15 protein-coding genes are annotated in these 17,738 nt (G+C 74.5%); 12 read left to right on the top strand and 3 right to left on the bottom strand.

The genetic code is table 11. The annotated features are described in order from the left end of the window. The 5 genes from ACLU3S_RS28255 to ACLU3S_RS28235 all read left to right on the top strand — a co-directional run. Window positions 1-1,190, top strand: a 1,190-nt coding sequence (locus ACLU3S_RS28255) for a tetratricopeptide repeat protein (RefSeq protein WP_413954786.1), incomplete at its 5' end; no start/stop codon positions are given. Window positions 1,191-1,827: 637 nt separating this feature from the next. Beyond that, window positions 1,828-3,393: a phytoene desaturase family protein gene (locus ACLU3S_RS28250; protein WP_413954785.1), complete on the top strand. Its 1,566-nt coding sequence runs from the start codon at window positions 1,828-1,830 to the stop codon at window positions 3,391-3,393. A 77-nt stretch (window positions 3,394-3,470) separates the two neighbouring features. Next, window positions 3,471-4,583: a nitronate monooxygenase gene (locus ACLU3S_RS28245; RefSeq protein ID WP_413954784.1), complete on the top strand. Its 1,113-nt coding sequence runs from the start codon at window positions 3,471-3,473 to the stop codon at window positions 4,581-4,583. Beyond that, window positions 4,580-6,130, top strand: a complete 1,551-nt coding sequence (locus ACLU3S_RS28240) for an acyl-CoA synthetase (RefSeq protein WP_413954783.1) — start codon at window positions 4,580-4,582, stop codon at window positions 6,128-6,130. Before ACLU3S_RS28245 ends, ACLU3S_RS28240 begins: the two co-directional genes overlap by 4 nt. A gap of 82 nt (window positions 6,131-6,212) precedes the next feature. Beyond that, on the top strand, window positions 6,213-7,709 hold the full coding sequence (locus ACLU3S_RS28235) for an acyl-CoA synthetase (RefSeq protein WP_413954782.1): 1,497 nt from the start codon (window positions 6,213-6,215) through the stop codon (window positions 7,707-7,709). A gap of 236 nt (window positions 7,710-7,945) precedes the next feature. Here ACLU3S_RS28235 and ACLU3S_RS28230 read toward each other — a convergent pair whose 3' ends face one another. Both ACLU3S_RS28230 and ACLU3S_RS28225 read right to left on the bottom strand, forming a co-directional pair. Continuing rightward, the gene (locus ACLU3S_RS28230) at window positions 7,946-8,869 is read right to left on the bottom strand and encodes an RNA polymerase sigma-70 factor (protein ID WP_413954781.1); all 924 of its coding nucleotides are present in this window, start codon (window positions 8,867-8,869) and stop codon (window positions 7,946-7,948) included. A 38-nt stretch (window positions 8,870-8,907) separates the two neighbouring features. Then, window positions 8,908-9,381, bottom strand: a complete 474-nt coding sequence (locus ACLU3S_RS28225) for a carboxymuconolactone decarboxylase family protein (RefSeq protein ID WP_413954780.1) — start codon at window positions 9,379-9,381, stop codon at window positions 8,908-8,910. Window positions 9,382-9,589: 208 nt separating this feature from the next. Here ACLU3S_RS28225 and ACLU3S_RS28220 point away from each other — a divergent pair, with 208 nt between their 5' ends. Then, window positions 9,590-10,456, top strand: a complete 867-nt coding sequence (locus tag ACLU3S_RS28220) for an alpha/beta fold hydrolase (protein WP_413954779.1) — start codon at window positions 9,590-9,592, stop codon at window positions 10,454-10,456. Window positions 10,457-10,533: 77 nt separating this feature from the next. On the opposite strand, the gene ACLU3S_RS28215 is transcribed toward ACLU3S_RS28220, so the two are convergent. Beyond that, window positions 10,534-12,192 (bottom strand): acyl-CoA synthetase, encoded by a 1,659-nt coding sequence (locus tag ACLU3S_RS28215; protein ID WP_413954778.1) that lies wholly within the window; start codon window positions 12,190-12,192, stop codon window positions 10,534-10,536. A 212-nt stretch (window positions 12,193-12,404) separates the two neighbouring features. On the opposite strand from ACLU3S_RS28215, the gene ACLU3S_RS28210 reads away from it, so the two are divergent. From ACLU3S_RS28210 to ACLU3S_RS28185, 6 genes are all read left to right on the top strand, one after another. After that, window positions 12,405-13,205, top strand: coding sequence for a crotonase/enoyl-CoA hydratase family protein (locus ACLU3S_RS28210; protein WP_413954777.1), 801 nt, complete (start codon window positions 12,405-12,407; stop codon window positions 13,203-13,205). Between the two features lie 211 nt (window positions 13,206-13,416). Next, entirely contained in the window at window positions 13,417-14,358 is a 942-nt protein-coding gene (locus ACLU3S_RS28205; protein ID WP_413954776.1) for a Zn-ribbon domain-containing OB-fold protein, read from the top strand. Beyond that, window positions 14,355-15,425 (top strand): thiolase domain-containing protein, encoded by a 1,071-nt coding sequence (locus ACLU3S_RS28200; RefSeq protein WP_413954775.1) that lies wholly within the window; start codon window positions 14,355-14,357, stop codon window positions 15,423-15,425. The genes ACLU3S_RS28205 and ACLU3S_RS28200 overlap by 4 nt, the downstream gene beginning before the upstream one ends. Next, entirely contained in the window at window positions 15,422-16,588 is a 1,167-nt protein-coding gene (locus tag ACLU3S_RS28195) for a thiolase domain-containing protein (protein ID WP_413954774.1), read from the top strand. The genes ACLU3S_RS28200 and ACLU3S_RS28195 overlap by 4 nt, the downstream gene beginning before the upstream one ends. Window positions 16,589-16,671: 83 nt before the next feature. Then, window positions 16,672-16,914, top strand: coding sequence for a DUF397 domain-containing protein (locus tag ACLU3S_RS28190; protein ID WP_413954773.1), 243 nt, complete (start codon window positions 16,672-16,674; stop codon window positions 16,912-16,914). A gap of 138 nt (window positions 16,915-17,052) precedes the next feature. Then, window positions 17,053-17,738 (top strand): universal stress protein (locus ACLU3S_RS28185; protein WP_413954772.1); only part of this gene is annotated, 686 nt, incomplete at its 3' end.

Genomic DNA, 17,738 nt, shown 5'->3' with positions numbered 1-17,738 from the left:
CGGGTGCGGCGGTGCCGGCGATTACCGGCCCGGCGGCCGTCGCCGCCCTCGCCGCACGGCGCCGTGAGGCCGTCCGGCTGGCCGGGAGCGGACGCTGGGCGGAGGCGGCCGAGGCACACCGGGCCGTGGCCGCCGGACGGGCCGGCCTCCTCGGCCCCGACCACCCCGAGACCCTGACCAGCCGGTACGAGGCCGCGTTCGCGCTCGTACGCGCCGGCCGCGCGGCCGAGGCACTGCCGGCCTACACGGACATCGCCGAGGCCCGCGCCCGCACCCTCGGCCCGGACCACCCCGACACCCTCGCGGCCCGGCAGGAGACCGCCTTCGCGCTGGGGCGGCTGGGCCGCCACTTCGACGCGCACCGGGCGTACCTCGCCGTGCTGTCCGCGCGGGAGCGTGCCCTGGGCCCCGACCACCCGGACACCCTGCGCTGCCGGCACAACCTGGCCTGCAACCTGGGCCGGCTCGGCCGCCCGGACGAGGCCTGCCGGATCGCCCGGGAGGTGGCCGCCGCCCGGGCCGGGGTGCTCGGTCCCGACCACCCCGACACACTGGCCTCCCGCTGTGAAGTCGCCTACGCGCTGGGCCAGTCGGGCCGCTGGGAGGAGGCCCTGCACACCTACCGCGAGGTCGGCGAGGCCCGCGCCCGCACGCTCGGCCCGGACCACCCCGACACCCTCGCGGCCCGCTACGAGACCGCTCTCAGCCTCGGCCGCCTCGGCCGCGGCGCGGACGCCCTGCGCCTGTACCGGGGCCTGATCGCCGACCGCACCCGCGTCCAGGGCCCCGCCCACCCCGAGACCCTGCGCGCCCGGCACGGTCTCGGCGTCAGCCTCGGCCGGCTGGGCCGCTGGGAGGAGGCGCTCGCCGAGGCGCACGACGTGTGCGCGCTCCGGGCACGCGTCCTCGGTCCCGACCACCCGGACACGCTCGTCAGCCACCGTGAGGTCGCGGTCGCCCTCGGCTGGCTCGGCCGCTGGCCGGACGCCCTCACCGCGTACCGCCGGGTGGCCGCCGCCCGGGAGCGCGTCCTCGGCCCCGACCACCCCGACACGCTCACCAGCCGCACCGACGAGGCCCACTGCCTGCAACGCCTCGGCCGCGACACGGAGGCCGCGGACCTGTACCGCGCGGTGGCCGCACTGCGCCGGCAGCGGCGTTCCGAGGGCGGCGACATCCTGGCGCGCTGACCGGCGAGCGCGCTGCCGCCGACGTGCGCCCACGGCGCTTCGCCCGGCCGGCACCGGGAGGTCCGGTGGCGGCGGGTTCCGTGCGCGCTGCCGCCGGCCTGCGCCCAAGGTGACACGTCTCGCCGGAGGGGTCGTGCCGGCGCCGGTGACCGGCCTGGGCCCGCGCCCCCGGGTTCCCGGTGACCGGCCTGGGCCCGCGCCCCGGTTCGGCGTCCGTCCTATGGCCGCGCTCCGGTTAGGCGTCCGTCTTGGGGCCGCGCCCCGATTTCTGGTGACGCTCCTGGGCCGTGCCCCCCCGGGTTCCCGGTGACGCTTCATGGACCGTGCCCCGGGTTCCCGGTGACGCGCCTGGGGCCCGTGCTTACCGGTGACGCTCCTGGGGGCCGTGCCCCATTCACCGTGCCCCCGTTCCCCGCGCCCTCCGGGTCCCCGTGGTGCGAACCCGGCACGGGTTTGCCTGGCCCGTACCTGCTCCGGGCATCGGGCCCACGGGCCGCCGCGGCCGGGCCCCCGCACCGGTGGCGACGCACGCCGGCCCGCACCGGGCGGCCCGGCGGCGGCCGGTTGCCCGCTTCGGTGACCCGGGCGGCCGGTACCCGCTCTCGCCGATCTGGATCATCCCGTGTTACCAAGGACCATGCCTGGACACGAGGGAACCCGCAGCTACGACGCCGTCATCGTCGGTGGCGGCCACAACGGCCTGGTCGCCGCCGCCTACCTGGCCCGGGCCGGGCGCTCCGTACTGGTGCTGGAGCGGCTGGACCACACGGGCGGGGCGGCGGTCTCCACCCGGCCGTTCGCGGGGGTGGACGCCCGCCTGTCGCGCTACTCCTACCTGGTGAGCCTGCTGCCGCAGAAGATCGTGCGCGACCTGGGGCTGGACTTCCGGGTGCGCTCGCGCACCATCTCGTCGTACACCCCCGTGCAGCGGGGCGGGCGGCCCACCGGGCTGCTGGTCGGCGGCGGCGAGCAGCGCACCCGGGAGGCCTTCGCCCGGCTGACCGGCGGCGAGCGCGAGTACGACGCCTGGCAGCGCTTCTACGGCATGACCGGCCGGGTCGCCCAGCGCGTCTTCCCGACGCTCACCGAGCCCCTGCCCAGCCGGGACGAGCTGCGCCGCCGCATCGACGACGAGGCCGCCTGGCGGGCCCTGTTCGAGGAGCCGATCGGCGTCGCGGTCGAGGAGAGGTTCGAGGACGACCTGGTCCGGGGCGTGGTGCTCACCGACGCGCTCATCGGCACCTTCGCCGACGCCCACGACCCGTCCCTGGCCCAGAACCGCTGTTTCCTCTACCACGTCATCGGCGGCGGCACCGGTGCCTGGGACGTGCCCGTCGGCGGCATGGGCGCCCTCACCGACGCACTGGCGGCGGCCGCCCGCGCGGCGGGCGCGGTCATCGCGACCGGTCACGAGGCGGTCCGGATCGGCACCGACGGGCGGACCGCCGAGGTCGTCTACCGCACGCCCGACGGCGAGGGCGTCGCCGCCGCCCGGCACGTCCTGGTCAACGCCTCCCCCCAGGAGCTGGCCGCGCTCACCGGCGAGACGCCGCCCGAACCCGCCGAGGGCGCCCAGCTCAAGGTGAACATGCTGCTCAAGCGGCTGCCGAAGCTGCGCGACCCCGATGTCGACCCGCGCGAGGCGTTCGCCGGCACCTTCCACATCGCCGAGGGCTACCAGGAGCTGGCGGCCGCGCACGCCCAGGCCGCGTCCGGCCGGCTCCCCGCCGTGCCGCCCTCGGAGATCTACTGCCACTCCCTGACCGACCCCACCATCCTCGGCCCCGAACTCGCCGGGCGCGGCTACCAGACGCTCACCCTCTTCGGCCTGCACACCCCGGCGCGGCTCTTCGCCCGCGACAACGAGGCCGTGCGCGAGGAGTTGCTGAGGACCACCCTCGCCCAGCTCGACGCGCATCTCGCCGAGCCGCTCGCCGACTGCCTGGCCACCGACGCGGACGGCCGCCCCTGCATCGAGGCGAAGACCCCGCTCGACCTCGAACGGGACCTGCGGCTGCCCGGCGGCAACATCTTCCACCGGGCCCTGTCGTGGCCCTACGCCGATCAGGACACGGGCCGTTGGGGCGTGGAGACCCGGCACCCCGGCGTCCTGCTGTGCGGTTCGGGCGCGGTGCGCGGCGGAGGGGTGAGCGGGGTGCCCGGGCACAACGCGGCGATGGCGGTGCTGGAGGCCACCGCCTGACGCCGGCCGCCCCAAGAATCTGACAGGGCGTCAGAAAAAGTCTTCCGTCGTCCGGACGGCTGCGGCATCCTGCGCCCATGCAGACGGAGCTGAGCAAGCAACTGGGAGTCGAGCACGCCGTCTTCGGCTTCACACCGTTCCCCGCCGTCGCCGCGGCCATCAGCCGGGCCGGCGGGTTCGGTGTGCTCGGCGCGGTCCGCTACACCGCCCCCGAGGACCTGCGACGCGACCTCGACTGGCTCGACGCGCACGCCGGGGACCGCCCCTACGGGCTGGACGTGGTCATGCCCGCGAAGAAGGTGGAGGGCGTCACCGAGAGCGACGTCGAGGCGATGATCCCCGAAGGGCACCGGCAGTTCGTGCGCGACACCCTCGCGAGGTACGGGGTGCCGGAGCTGGCCGAGGGCGAGGCGTCGGGATGGCGCATCACCGGCTGGATGGAGCAGGTCGCCCGCGCTCAGCTCGACATCGCCTTCGAGCATCCGATCGCTCTCCTCGCCGGCGCCCTCGGCTCCCCGCCCGCCGACGTCGTCGCCCGCGCCCATGGCCGGGGCGTGCCGGTCGCCGCCCTCGCGGGCAGCGCCCGGCACGCGCGCAAGCACCGGGAGGCGAGCATCGACATCGTCGTCGCGCAGGGCTACGAGGCGGGCGGCCACACCGGCGAGATCGCCACCATGGTGCTCACCCCGGAGGTCGTGGACGCCGTGCACCCGCTTCCCGTGCTCGCGGCCGGCGGCATCGGCAGCGGCCGGCAGGCGGCGGCGGCCCTGGCCCTCGGCGCGCAGGGGGTGTGGCTGGGCTCGATCTGGCTGACCACCACCGAGGCCGATCTGCACTCGCCCGCCCTGACCCGCAAGCTGCTCGCCGCCGGGTCCGGGGACACCGTCCGCTCCCGCGCCCTGACCGGAAAGCCGGCGCGCCAGCTCCGCACCGAGTGGACCGACGCCTGGGACGACCCGGCGGGCCCCGGCACCCTGCCGATGCCGCTGCAGGGCCTGCTGGTCGCCGAGGCCGTGTCCCGCATCCAGAAGTACGAGGTCGAGCCGCTGCTCGGCACGCCCGTCGGCCAGATCGTCGGCCGGATGAGCGGCGAGCGCAGCGTCCAGGCCGTCCTCGACGACCTCACCCGCGGCTTCGAGAGGGCCGTGGACCGCATCAACCGCGTCGCCGGAAGGAGCGCCCAGTCGTGAACACACCCCCTGCCGGATTCTGGGCGCAGGCCGCCCGCAACCCCGGCCGCGTGGTCCTCACCGCCCCCGACGGCGAGCAGTGGACCGCCGGGCGCCTGTGCGGCGCCGCCCACCAGATGGTGCACGGCCTGCGCGCGGCCGGCCTGGAGCGCGGCGACGCCTTCGCCGTCGTCCTGCCCAACGGCGTCGAGTTCCTCACCGCCTACCTGGCCGCCACCCAGGCAGGCCTCTATCTCGTCCCCGTCAACCACCACTTGGTCGGCCCCGAGATCGCCTGGATCGTCGCCGACTCCGGCGCCAAGGTGCTCATCGCCCACGAGCGGTACGCCGGCGCCGCGCGCGCCGCGGCCGACGAGGCGGGCCTCGCGGCCACCCACCGGTACGCGGTCGGCGCCGTCGACGGCTTCCGGCCGTACGCCCGACTCCTGGACGGGCGACCGGAGTCGGCGCCCGCCGAGCGGGAGCTGGGCTGGGTCATGAACTACACCTCGGGCACCACGGGACGCCCGCGCGGCATCCGCCGCCCGCTGCCCGGCAAGCCCCCCGAGGAGGCCTACCTGGGCGGCTTCCTCGGCATCTTCGGGATCAAGCCGTTCGACGGCAACGTCCACCTCGTCTGCTCGCCGCTCTACCACACCGCCGTCCTGCAGTTCGCGGGCGCGTCCCTGCACATGGGCCACCCCCTGGTGCTGATGGACAAGTGGGCACCCGAGGAGATGCTCCGCCTGATCGACACCCACCGGTGCACCCACACCCATATGGTCCCGACCCAGTTCCACCGCCTGCTCGCCCTCCCGGACGAGGTGAAGGCCCGCTACGACGTCTCCTCGATGCGGCACGCCATCCATGGCGCCGCACCCTGCCCCGACCACGTGAAGCGGGCCATGATCGACTGGTGGGGGCACTGCGTGGAGGAGTACTACGCGGCCAGCGAGGGCGGGGGCGCCTTCGCCACCGCCGAGGACTGGCTGAAGAAGCCCGGCACCGTCGGCCGGGCCTGGCCGATCAGCGAACTGGCCGTCTTCGACGACGACGGCAACCGGCTCCCGCCCGGCCGGCTCGGCACCGTCTACATGAAGATGAGCACCGGCGGCTTCACCTACCACAGGGACGAGGCCAAGACCCGGGGGAACCGCATCGGCGACTTCTTCACCGTGGGCGACCTCGGCCACCTGGACGAGGACGGCTACCTGTTCCTGCGCGACCGCAGGATCGACATGATCATCTCCGGCGGCGTCAACATCTACCCGGCCGAGATCGAGTCCGTGCTGCTCTCCCACCCGGCCGTCGCCGACGCAGCCGCCTTCGGCATCCCGCACGACGACTGGGGCGAGGAGGTCAAGGCCGTCGTCGAACCGGCCCCCGGCCACGAGCCCGGCCCCGCCCTCGCCGCCGCCCTGCTCGGCCACTGCGCACAGCGGCTCGCCGGCTACAAGCGGCCCAGAAGCGTCGACTTCATCGCCGAGATGCCCCGCGACCCCAACGGCAAGCTCTACAAGCGGCGGCTGCGCGACCCGTACTGGGAGGGACGCGCCCGGCCGGTGTGACGGCCCACGCGCCCGGCCGGTTCGACGGCCTCTGCGCCGGGGTTCTTGACCAGCCCGTCCGCCGCCCCGAGGATCGGCTGTCATGATGCAGGGACACGGCAGCACGGTCGACGGGGTGCTGCGGCGCAGCGCCCGGCGCACCCCGGTACGGGTCGCGATCGAGTACCGCGAGCGGAGCTGGACGTACGAGGAACTCGACGACGCCGTCTCCCGCGCGGCCACGCTCCTGCTCGCGGAGGGTCTCGTGCCCGGCGACCGGGTCGGCGCCTACGGCCACAACTCCGACGCCTATCTGATCGCCTTCCTCGCCTGCGCCCGCGCGGGCCTGGTCCATGTGCCGGTCAACCAGAACCTCACCGGCGACGACCTGGCCTACGTCGTCGGGCAGTCGGGCAGCACCCTGGTGCTCGCCGACCCGGACCTCGCCGGCCGGCTGCCGGACCCGGTGCGGGTGCTGCCGCTGCGGGACGACGCCGGCTCGCTGCTCGCCCGGCTCGCGGACGCGCCGCCCTACGACGGCCCCGAACCCCGCACCGAGGACCTGGTGCAGCTGCTCTACACCTCGGGCACGACCGCCCTGCCCAAGGGCGCGATGATGACCCACCGGGCCCTGGTGCACGAGTACCTGAGCGCGATCACCGCCCTCGACCTGAGCGCCGGCGACCGTCCGGTGCACGCCCTGCCGCTGTACCACTCGGCGCAGATGCACGTGTTCCTGCTGCCCTACCTCGCGGTCGGGGCGACCGGCATCATCCTGGACGGGCCCGACGGGGACCGCCTGTTCGACCTGATCGAGGCCGGCCGCGTGGACAGCCTCTTCGCACCGCCGACGGTGTGGATCGGCCTGGCGAACCGACCCGACTTCGCCGACCGGGACCTGTCCGGCCTGCGCAAGGCGTACTACGGCGCGTCGATCATGCCCGTGCCCGTGCTGGAGCGGCTGCGCGCACGGCTGCCGGAACTCGCCTTCTACAACTGCTTCGGACAGAGCGAGATCGGCCCCCTCGCGACGGTCCTCGGCCCCGAGGAGCACGAGGGCCGCCTCGACTCCTGCGGGCGGACGGTGCTGTTCGTGGACGCCCGGGTGGCGGACGACAAGGGCGACGACGTGCCCGACGGCACGCCGGGCGAGATCGTCTACCGCTCACCGCAGCTGTGCGAGGGGTACTGGGACAAGCCCGAGGAGACCGCCGAGGCCTTCCGCGACGGCTGGTTCCACTCCGGCGACCTCGCCGTCCGGGACGCGGACGGTTACTTCACCGTCGTCGACCGGGTCAAGGACGTCATCAACTCCGGTGGGGTGCTGGTCGCCTCGCGCCAGGTCGAGGACGCGCTGTACACCCACGAGGCGGTCGCGGAGGCCGCCGTGATCGGCCTGCCCGACGAGCGGTGGATCGAGGCCGTCACGGCGGTCGTCGTACCGCGTGGCGAGGTGACGGAGGATCAACTGATCGCGCACGTACGGGAGAAGCTCACCGCCTTCAAGGCGCCGAAGCGGGTGCTGTTCGTGGACGCGTTGCCGCGCAACGCCAGCGGCAAGATCCTCAAGCGCGAGCTGCGCGACCGCTTCGGCGGCTAGCGCCGGCGGCCCCCGGCGGTGGCAGCGCGTCCGCGGGCGGGCGGCCGGACGGCCGCGCCGGCGCGCCCGGCGCCCACGCGGGTCACCCACACGTCCCCGTGACCGGCGCCCGCGGCTGGAGCGTCTGCGACGACTCGGCGACGAGGGCCGCGATCCGCCGCTCGGCGCGAGGTACGTCGATGGGACGTTGCCGCTCGCCCGGCGCACCGCGCAGCGCCCCCGGACCGGCATCCGGATCAGCTCCGCCGCCGGCGCACCTGCTTCAGCTCGCGGTCGAGGGCCCAGGCGTCGGCGACCGGCCCGAGGTGGCCGAGCTTGTCGGGATTGATCACCGCGCGGACGGCCTGGATCCGCCCGTCGAGGATGTCGAGGGCCAGGGTGTGCAGCACCCTGCCGTCGCGGTCCCGGAAGACCGCGCCGGGCTGGCCGTTGACCTCGTGCGGCGCGAAGGACACGTCGATCCGGCTCAGCAGCGGGAAGACCGTGCCCAGCACCCGGGCCACGTTCTGCGCGCCCACGACCGCCCGGGCCAGCTGCGGCGCCTTGCCGCCGCCGTCCCCGACGAACCGCACATCGGCGGCGAGCAGATCCCGCAGCCGCTCCACGTCGCCGTCCTTCAGCGCGCCGAAGAACCGCGCCGCCAGCTCCTGCCGCTCCCGGCGGTCCGCCGCGAACCGCGGGCGCCCGTCCGCCATGTGCCGCCGCGCCCGCACCAGCAGCTGCCGGCAGGCCGGCTCGGAACGCCCCACCGCCGCGGCGATCTCGTCGAACCCGAAGGCGAACACGTCCCGCAGCACGAACACCGCCCGCTCCAGCGGACTGAGCCGCTCCAGCAGCAGGAGCGCCGCCATCGACACAGAGTCGGCGAGCTCCGCCGCCCGCGCCGGATCCTCGTACGGATCGCTGAGCAGCGGCTCCGGGAACCAGGGGCCCACGTACTGCTCCCGCCGCACCCGCGCCGAGCGCAGCACGTCGATGGCGATCCGGGTCACCGCGGCCGAGAGGTAGGCCTTGGCCGAGGCGGGCCGGGTCGGCGAGGCGGCGAAGCGCAGCCAGGTCTCCTGCACCGCGTCCTCGGCCTCGCCGACACTGCCCAGAATCCGATAGGCGATCGAGAACAGCAGCGGCCGCAGCTCCTCGAACTCCTCGGACCTCCCCACGTCGAACCCCTTGCCGTGAAGGCCGCCGCCTGTGCCGCTCAGCGGAACTGCCCGGGCTCGTAGGCGCCGGCCGGCTGCTGGGTGATGATGTTCAGCCGGTTCACCGTGTTCATGAAGGAAATCAGCACCACCAGGGCGGTGAGCTGCTCCTCGTCGTAGTGCTGGGCGGCACGTGCCCACACCTCGGCGCTCACCCCGCCGGCCGCGTCGGCGACCCGGGTCCCCTCCTCCGCCAGCTCCAGCGCCGCACGCTCGGCCTCGGTGAAGACCGTGGCCTCCCGCCACGCCGCGACCAGGTTCAGCCGCACCGAGGTCTCGCCCGCGGAGGCGGCCTCCTTGGTGTGCATGTCGACGCACACGGCGCACCCGTTGATCTGGCTCACGCGCAGCGCCACCAGCTCCTGCGTCGGGCCGGGCAACGGCGACTCCCTGACCGCCCTGCCCGCCGCCATCAGGTGCGTGAGCGCCTTGCCGGCGCCCGGGTCGGCGAAGTAGTTCAGTCGTGCTTCCATGTCAGCTCCTGCGTGCTCGTCGGTGACTACACCCCGGAGACGAAGTGGCCCGGCGTCCTGTGACACGGAGGAACGTGACCTGCGTCGCACTGCCGTCGGCCGTGCGCGAGCCGTCCCGGCCCACCGGACCGGGCCCTGCGAGGCGTTGCGCACGCTCCGGCGGAAAGGGCGTTGCGGATCGCCGGGCCGAGCGCCGATGATCGTGCGCATGCCGGCTTTCAGCGCTGTCGACGGTACGCGGCTCGTCTACCACCTGCGGGGTGACGGCGAGCCCCTCGCCGTGCTGCCGGGTGGCCCGATGCGGGCCTCCGCCTATCTGGGAGACCTCGGCGGGCTGGCCGGGCGCCGTCGGCTGGCCCTGCTGGACCTGCGGGGCACTGGTGAATCCGCGGTGCCGGCGGATCCGGCGACGTACCGGTGCGACCGGATGGTCGGCGACGTGGAGGTGTGGCGGGCCCACATGGGGCTGGAGCGGATGGACCTGCTGGCCCACTCGGCGGGCGCCGCCCTGGCGATGCTGTACGCGGCCCGCCACCCGGAGCGGATACGGCGGCTGGTGCTGATCACGCCCAATCCGTCCGCCCTCGGCATGCGCGCCACGCCTCAGGACCGGCTGGCGGCGGCCCGGCTGCGGGCGAACGAGCCGTGGTTCGCGGACGCGTTCCCCGCCTTCCGGGCCTGGCTGGCGGGCGAGGCGGCATTCGACGACGTCTTCCTGCCGTTCTTCTACGGCCGCTGGGACGACACCGCCCGGGCACACGCGGAGGCCGAACTCGAGCAGACCAACGAGGAGGCGGAAGAGCGCTACTTCGCCGACGGCGCCTTCACCCCGGAGGCGACCCGGCGCGCGCTCGCCGCCCTCGCCGCACCGGTTCTCGTGTACGCGGGGGAGGCCGACGGGGGTCCGCGGCCCGACCTCGCGCGTCGCACCGCACAGGCGTTCCCCAAGGCCGAGTTCACCGTCCAGCCGGGCGCCGGCCACTACCCCTGGCTGGACGACCCGGAGTGGTTCACCGGCCGCATCGCCGCCTTCCTGGACCGCGCCGAGGACTCCGCTCCGCTCTCGGCGCGGTAGGCGGCCGGGGGGCGTCCACCCGGCCGGGGTGCCCGGCACTGACGTCCTCTGTGTGCACACCGCCGACGCGTACGGCGTCACCCCGGCATGCCGCGCGTGCCCCCGCCCGTCCTGCCGGCCTGCGGCCGGTCCGCCGCCACCGCCACCTCCCGGGCCCACCGGTAGTCGGCCTTGCCGCTCGGCGACCGCTGGACGGCATCCGTGATCACCAGCCGGCGGGGGATCTTGTACCCCGCCAGACGGGTGCGGCAGTGGCTCTGGATGTCGGCCAGCGAGGGGCGCGGGGCGCCCGCGCGCAGTTGCACCACGGCCGCGACACGGTGGCCCCAGTTGGCGTCCGGCACACCGGCGACCAGCGCGTCGTACACGTCCGGGTGGGCCTTGAGCGCCTGCTCGACCTCCTCCGGGTAGACCTTCTCGCCCCCGGTGTTGATGCACTGCGAGCCCCGGCCGAGGACGGTGACCACGCCCTCCTCGTCGACGGTCGCCATGTCGCCCAGCAGCACCCAGCGCCGCCCGTCCTTCTCGAAGAAGGTCTCGGCGGTCTTGCGCGGGTCGTTGTAGTAGCCGAGCGGCACGTGCCCGCACTGGGCGACCCGGCCCACCTCGCCCACCGCGACCGGCTCGCGCGTGGCCGGATCGACCACCCGGGTACGGGAGTTGACCCGGACGCGGAAGCCGCGCTCGGGCCCGGAGTCCTCCGTCGCCGTCCCGTTGAAGCCGGACTCGGAGGAGCCGAAGTTGTTCAGCAGCAGGACGTTCGGCACCAGCGCGCAAAACTGCCGGCGCACCGTCTCCGACATGATCGCGCCCGACGAGGACACGCTGAACAGGGCCGAGCAGTCCGTGCCCTTCATCGGCCCGCTCAGCGCGTCGATCAGCGGGCGGAGCATCGCGTCGCCGACGAGCGAGATGCTGGTGACCTTCTCCCGTTCGACCGTGCGCAGCACCTCCTCCGGCACGAACTTGCGGTGCAGCACGATCCGCTGGCCGAAGTCGAAGCCGATGAACGCGGTGAGGGTCGAGGTGCCGTGCATCAGCGGGGGAGTGGGGAAGAACGTGATGCCGGAGCCGCCCGCGGCGACCCGCTCGGCCAGCTCCCCGGGCGCCTTCACGGGCTCCCCGGTCGGCGCCCCGCCGCCCAGTCCCGCGAAGAACAGGTCCTCCTGGCGCCACATCACCCCTTTGGGCATGCCCGTCGTGCCGCCGGTGTAGATGATGAACTGGTCGTCCCCGGAGCGGGCCGGGAAGCCCCGCTCGGGCGGCGCGGACGCCTCCGCCTCGGCGAACGGCACCGCCCCCGGGACCCGGTTCGTCCCGTCGCCCACCCGCAGCAGATGCCGCAGCTTCGGCGCCCGCGGCAGCGCCCCGGCCACCCGGCCCTCGAACTCCGCGTCGAAGACCAGCGCCACCAGGTCGGCGTCCCGGTAGAGATACACCAACTCATCCTCGACGTAGCGGTAGTTGACGTTGACCGGTACGACCCTGGCCTTGAGGCAGCCGAGCAGAGTCTGCAGGTACTCCACGCCGTTGTACAGGTGCAGCCCCACGTGCTCCCCGGGGCGGATCCCGCTGCCGGTCAGGTGGTGCGCGACGCGGTTGGCGGCCGCGTCCAGCTCGGCGTAGGTCAGCCGGCGTTCCGCGCCCGTGCCGGGGTGGTCGAGGTACACGAGCGCCTCGCGGTCCGGGACCACGTCGACGACCGACTCGAACAGGTCGGCAAGGTTGTACTCCACCGCTCCTCCTGACCCCGGCAGTCCGGACGGCGTAGGGCGCGCACGCCGGAAGAACAAGGACGCGTCCGCCGGTTCGCCCGGCCATCAGAGCAAAGCGGGCCGCAACTGTGAAGGGTGTGCGCCCCATAAATCTGACTGACTGTCAGAAAACCCTTGAAGTGCCCTCCCGCCTACTGCAACCTGTTCTCGTTCTCACCGAGGGGAGACGGCCCATGGGCGGGACGGAACATCTGACCGTGCGGCGCGAGGGCGCCACGCTGGTGCTCACGCTGAACAGACCGGAGGCGAAGAACGCGCTCTCGCTGCCGATGCTCGTCGGCCTGTACGACGGCTGGATCGAGGCCGACGCGGACGACGCGGTCCGCTCGATCGTGCTCACCGGGGCCGGCGGCGCCTTCTGCGCCGGCATGGACCTGAAGGCGCTGGCCGGTGGCGGCATGGCCGGGGAGCACTACCGCGACCGGCTCAAGGCCGACCCCGACCTGCACTGGAAGGCGATGCTGCGGCATCACCGGCCCCGCAAGCCGGTGATCGCCGCGGTCGAGGGGCACTGCGTCGCGGGCGGTACCGAGATCCTCCAGGGCACCGACATCCGGGTCGCGGGGGAGGCCGCGACCTTCGGCCTGTTCGAGGTCAGACGCGGCCTGTTCCCGATCGGCGGCTCCACCGTCCGGCTGCCGCGCCAGATCCCGCGCACCCACGCCCTGGAGATGCTGCTCACCGGACGGCCGTACACCGCCCGGGAGGCCGCCGCGATCGGGCTCATCGGCCACGTCGTCCCGGACGGCACCGCACTCGCCAAGGCACTGGAGATCGCCGGGCGGATCAACGCCTGCGGCCCGCTCGCCGTCGAGGCCGTCAAGGCGTCCGTGTACGAGACCGCCGCGATGACGGAGGCCGACGGGCTCGCGGCCGAACTGGCCCGCGGCCGGCCGATCTTCGACACCTCCGACGCCAAGGAGGGCGCCCGCGCCTTCGCGGAGAAACGGGCGCCCGTCTACCGGCGCGCGTGAGGCTCCGCCGCGGGCGCGGTCCGGGCGCCTGCGGCCGGTCGCTCCCCCGCGTGCTTGGCCCGAGGGACCCGCGGGCCGGGCAGGGCCGGTCGTTGCCCCGCGTGCTCCGCCCCGCACAACCCCCGTCGCGGCGAGGCCGCCCCTCGACACGGACCCCGCCCCTGCCGGGGGCGCGACCGCACCGACCTTCCCCGAAGGAGGCACGTTCCCGATGCCCGAAGTCCTCAAGGCCCCCCTCGTCGTCGAGTTCCCCTTCACCCGCTCCCTCGGCCCCGTCCAGAGCGCCTTCCTCACCGGCCTGCGCGAACGCGTCGTCCTCGGGGTCAAGACCGCCGGGGGCCGCACCCTCGTCCCGCCCGTCGAGTACGACCCCGACACCGCCGAGGAGATCCGCGACCTGGTGCAGGTCGCGCCCACCGGCACGGTCACCACCTGGGCCTGGAACCACGCCCCGCGCCGCGGCCAGCCCCTCGGCACCCCCTTCGCCTGGGTCCTGGTCCGCCTCGACGGGGCCGACACCGCCCTGCTGCACGCGCTCGACGCCCCCGGCCCCGACGCCGTGCGCACCGGCATGCGGGTGCGCATCCGCTGGGCCGCGGAGCGCACCGGCGCCATCACCGACATCGCGTGCTTCGAGCCGTACGACGGCGAACCGGAACAACCGGGCGGCCACAGCGGCGAGTTCGCGAACCCGCTCAACGGGATCGTCACCCCCGCCCGCCTCGACTACACCTACGCGCCCGGCCGCGCCCAGACCGCCTACCTCGGCGCCCTCGCCGAACGGCGGATCGTCGGCGAACGCTGCCCCTCCTGCCGGAAGGTGTACGTCCCGCCGAGAGGCGCATGCCCCACCTGCGGTCTCGCCACGGCCGGACAGGTGGACGTGGGCCCCCGCGGCGCGGTCACCACCTTCTGCATCGTCAACATCAAGGCGAAGAACCTCGACATCGAGGTGCCGTACGTCTACGCGCACATCGCCCTCGACGGCGCCGACCTCGCCCTGCACGCCCGGATCGGCGGCATCCCCTACGACCAGGTGCGCATGGGCCTGCGGGTGGAGCCCGTGTGGACCGAGGGCGCCCGCTACCCCGACCACTACCGGCCCACCGGTGAGCCCGACGCGGCCTACGAGACGTACAAGGAGCTGCTGTGACCAGCGAAGTGGCCCCCGGGTTCCGGGACATCGCCGTCGTCGCCTTCGCCCGGACCGACCACCGGCACTCCGTCGAGGACTCCTCCGAGGTCGAGATGCTGATGCCGGTGCTGCACGAGGTCCTGGCGCGGACCGGCCTCCGGACGGCCGACATCGACTTCACCTGCTCGGGCTCCAGCGACTACCTCGCCGGTCGCGCCTTCTCCTTCACCCTCGCCCTCGACGGCGTCGGCGCCTGGCCGCCCATCTCCGAGTCCCACGTCGAGATGGACGGCGCCTGGGCCCTGTACGAGGCCTGGACCAAGCTCCTCACCGGGGACGCCGACACCGCGCTCGTCTACGCGTACGGCAAGAGCTCACCGGGCTCGGTGCGGGACGTGCTCACCCGGCAGCTCGACCCGTACTATCTGGCCCCCCTGTGGCCGGACGCCGTGGCCCTCGCGGCGCTGCAGGCGCAGGCACTCGTCGACGCCGGGCACACCGACGAACCCGCCCTCGCCGCGGTCGGCGCCCGCAGCCGCGCCGACGCCGCCGCCACCCCGCGCGCCCACCTCGGGGGCGCGGTACCGCACGGCGACTACGTCGTACGGCCCCTGCGCACCGGCGACTGCCCGCCCGTCACCGACGGCGCCGCCGCCGTGATCCTCGCGGCGGGGGAACGGGCCCGGGAGCTGTGCGAGCGGCCCGCCTGGATCCGCGGCATCGACCACCGCATCGAGGCCCACGCCCTCGGCGTGCGGGACCTCACCGACTCGCCCTCGGCGCGGCTGGCCGCCGAAAGGGCGGGCGCCTTCGAACGGCCCGTGGACACCGCCGAGTTGCACGCGCCGTTCAGCTCCCAGGAGGTGGTCCTGCGCAGGGCGCTCCGGCTCGACGACCGGGTGCGCGTGAACCCCTCCGGCGGGGCCCTCGCCGCCAACCCGGTCATGGCCGCGGGGCTCATCCGCATCGGCGAGGCCGCCGCCCGCATCCACCGCGGCGAGTCCGACCGCGCCCTGGCCCACGCCACCTCCGGGCCCTGCCTCCAGCAGAACCTGGTCGCCGTACTCGAAGGGGACGCACGATGAGCAAGGAGCCCGTGGCCGTCACAGGAATCGGCCAGACCAGGCACATGGCCGCCCGCCGGGACGTGTCGATCGCCGGACTCGTCCGCGAGGCGGCCCTGCGAGCCCTCGCCGACGCCGAGTTGACCTGGGCCGACGTCGACGCGGTGGTCATCGGCAAGGCGCCCGACTTCTTCGAGGGCGTGATGATGCCCGAGCTGTACCTCGCCGACGCGCTGGGCGCCGTCGGCAAGCCCATGCTCCGGGTGCACACCGCGGGCTCCGTCGGCGGGTCCACGGCCCTGGTCGCCGCGAACCTCGTCGCCGCCCGCGTCCACGGCACCGTCCTCACCCTCGCCTTCGAGAAGCAGTCCGAGTCCAACGCCATGTGGGGGCTGTCCCTCCCCGTCCCCTTCCAGCAGCCCCTGCTCGCCGGGGCCGGAGGCTTCTTCGCCCCGCACGTACGCGCCTACATGCGGCGCAGCGGCGCCCCCGACACCATCGGCTGTCTCGTCGCCTACAAGGACCGGCGCAACGCCCTGAAGAACCCCTACGCCCACCTGCACGAACACGACATCACCCTGGAGAGGGTGCAGGCCTCGCCCATGCTGTGGGACCCCATCCGCTACTCCGAGACCTGCCCCTCCTCCGACGGCGCCTGCGCCATGGTGCTCACCGACCGCGCCGGAGCCGCCCGCGCGCCCCGGCCGCCCGCGTGGGTCCTCGGCGGCGCCATGCGCAGCGAGCCCACCCTCTTCGCCGGCAAGGACTTCGTCTCCCCGCAGGCCGGCAAGGACTGCGCCGCCGACGTCTACCGGCAGGCCCGCGTCGCGGATCCGCGCCGGGACATCGACGCCGTCGAGATGTACGTGCCGTTCTCCTGGTACGAGCCCATGTGGCTGGAGAACCTCGGCTTCGCCGCGGAGGGCGAGGGCTGGAAGCTCACCGAGTCCGGCGTCACCGAACTCGACGGGGACCTGCCCGTCAACATGTCGGGCGGCGTGCTCTCCACCAACCCCATCGGCGCCTCCGGCATGATCCGCTTCGCCGAGGCCGCCCTCCAGGTCCGCGGCCAGGCCGGGGAACACCAGGTGGACGGCGCCCGCCGGGTGCTCGGTCACGCCTACGGCGGCGGCTCCCAGTTCTTCTCGATGTGGCTCGTGGGAGCACGGCCGCCGGACTCCTGAAAGGTCCTTCCCACGTGGGCTGTTGAGCATCGTGAGCGGTCGCTAGGCTGAGCCGCGGACGACGAACCGGGAGGAGCACGGACGTGGCCGAGAGCACGACCCAGCAGCAGCCGCTCGCGGGCTGGGACAAGCCGGAGCTGGATCTCAGCAAGGCCGAGTGGCAGTCCAGCAGCCGAGGGCTGGGCGATGTCCAGATCGCCTTTGTCGAGGGCTTCATCGCGATGCGCAACAGCGGCCGTCCGGAGAGCCCATCCCTCATCTTCACGCCCGCGGAGTGGGGCGCGTTCGTCTCCGGCGCGCGGGAAGGGGAGTTCGACCTCACCTGACCCACGTCCACCTGCGCTGATCCGGGGGTGTTCCGGGGCCGTTCGCGGACACGCGACCTGCGGGGCCCTGCCGGGGCCGACGCCTGAGCGAGGCTGGTCCCGGTGAGGGGACGGTCGTGTCCCGGAGGTGAGGGAAGCATGAGCACTGCGCCGGTCGTCGCCGCGGTCGACGGTTCCGAGGACAGCCTGCGTGCCCTGGAGTGGGCGAGGGACGCCGCTCGCCGCCGCGCGGCGCCGCTGCGGGTGGTCCACGTGCGCCAGTACGCCGCCTGGGGCCAGGCCGACGTGCTGGTCGCCGGGCCGCCCGACGCGGCGGACGATCCGGTCCTCGACGAGGTGCGCGCCCGCCTGGACGCCGGCGAAGGCGCACCGGCCGTGGAGTACCTCGCGCTGGAGGGCGTACCGGGCGCGGTCCTGCCCGGACTCGGCGCCGACGCACAGCTGCTGGTGCTCGGTTCCCGGGGCCGCGGCGGCTTCGCCAGCCTGCTGCTCGGCTCGAACGGCCTCGCCGCCGCCCGGGACGCCGAGTGCCCGGTGGTGGTCGTGCCCCGGCCCGGCCGGGAGGTCCACGGCGACGGCCCGGCCGAGCCCGGACCCCGGGTGGCCGTGGGCCTGCACGCCGACAGCCCCGACGACGCCGTCCTGGCCTTCGCCTTCGCCGAGGCGCGGCTGCGCCGGGCCCGGGTCCAGGTGATCGCCGCCTACCCGCGGCCGGTGCCGGCCTGGTCCGCGCCGGGCCAGACCGTCCCGCCCCCGGCGGACCAGGAGGCCGTCGCGCGCGAGATCCGCGCCCTCGCCGAGGGCTTCCTCGCTCCGCACCGCGA

It is taken from the genome of Streptomyces sp. AF1A (assembly GCF_047340315.1).
In the GTDB taxonomy this organism is placed as follows: Bacteria; Actinomycetota; Actinomycetes; order Streptomycetales; family Streptomycetaceae; genus Streptomyces.
This window is presented reverse-complemented; position numbering and strand designations above follow the sequence as displayed.

What these genes read in the sequence shown, in the direction of transcription:
- ACLU3S_RS28245 (WP_413954784.1), top strand. Translation starts at nt 3,471, where the DNA reads ATGCAGACGGAGCTGAGCAAGCAACTGGGAGTCGAGCACGCCGTCTTC.
- ACLU3S_RS28225 (WP_413954780.1), bottom strand. Translation starts at nt 9,381, where the DNA reads ATGGAAGCACGACTGAACTACTTCGCCGACCCGGGCGCCGGCAAGGCG.
- ACLU3S_RS28235 (WP_413954782.1), top strand. Translation starts at nt 6,213, where the DNA reads ATGATGCAGGGACACGGCAGCACGGTCGACGGGGTGCTGCGGCGCAGC.
- ACLU3S_RS28250 (WP_413954785.1), top strand. Translation starts at nt 1,828, where the DNA reads ATGCCTGGACACGAGGGAACCCGCAGCTACGACGCCGTCATCGTCGGT.
- ACLU3S_RS28195 (WP_413954774.1), top strand. Translation starts at nt 15,422, where the DNA reads ATGAGCAAGGAGCCCGTGGCCGTCACAGGAATCGGCCAGACCAGGCAC.
- ACLU3S_RS28210 (WP_413954777.1), top strand. Translation starts at nt 12,405, where the DNA reads ATGGGCGGGACGGAACATCTGACCGTGCGGCGCGAGGGCGCCACGCTG.
- ACLU3S_RS28205 (WP_413954776.1), top strand. Translation starts at nt 13,417, where the DNA reads ATGCCCGAAGTCCTCAAGGCCCCCCTCGTCGTCGAGTTCCCCTTCACC.
- ACLU3S_RS28220 (WP_413954779.1), top strand. Translation starts at nt 9,590, where the DNA reads ATGCCGGCTTTCAGCGCTGTCGACGGTACGCGGCTCGTCTACCACCTG.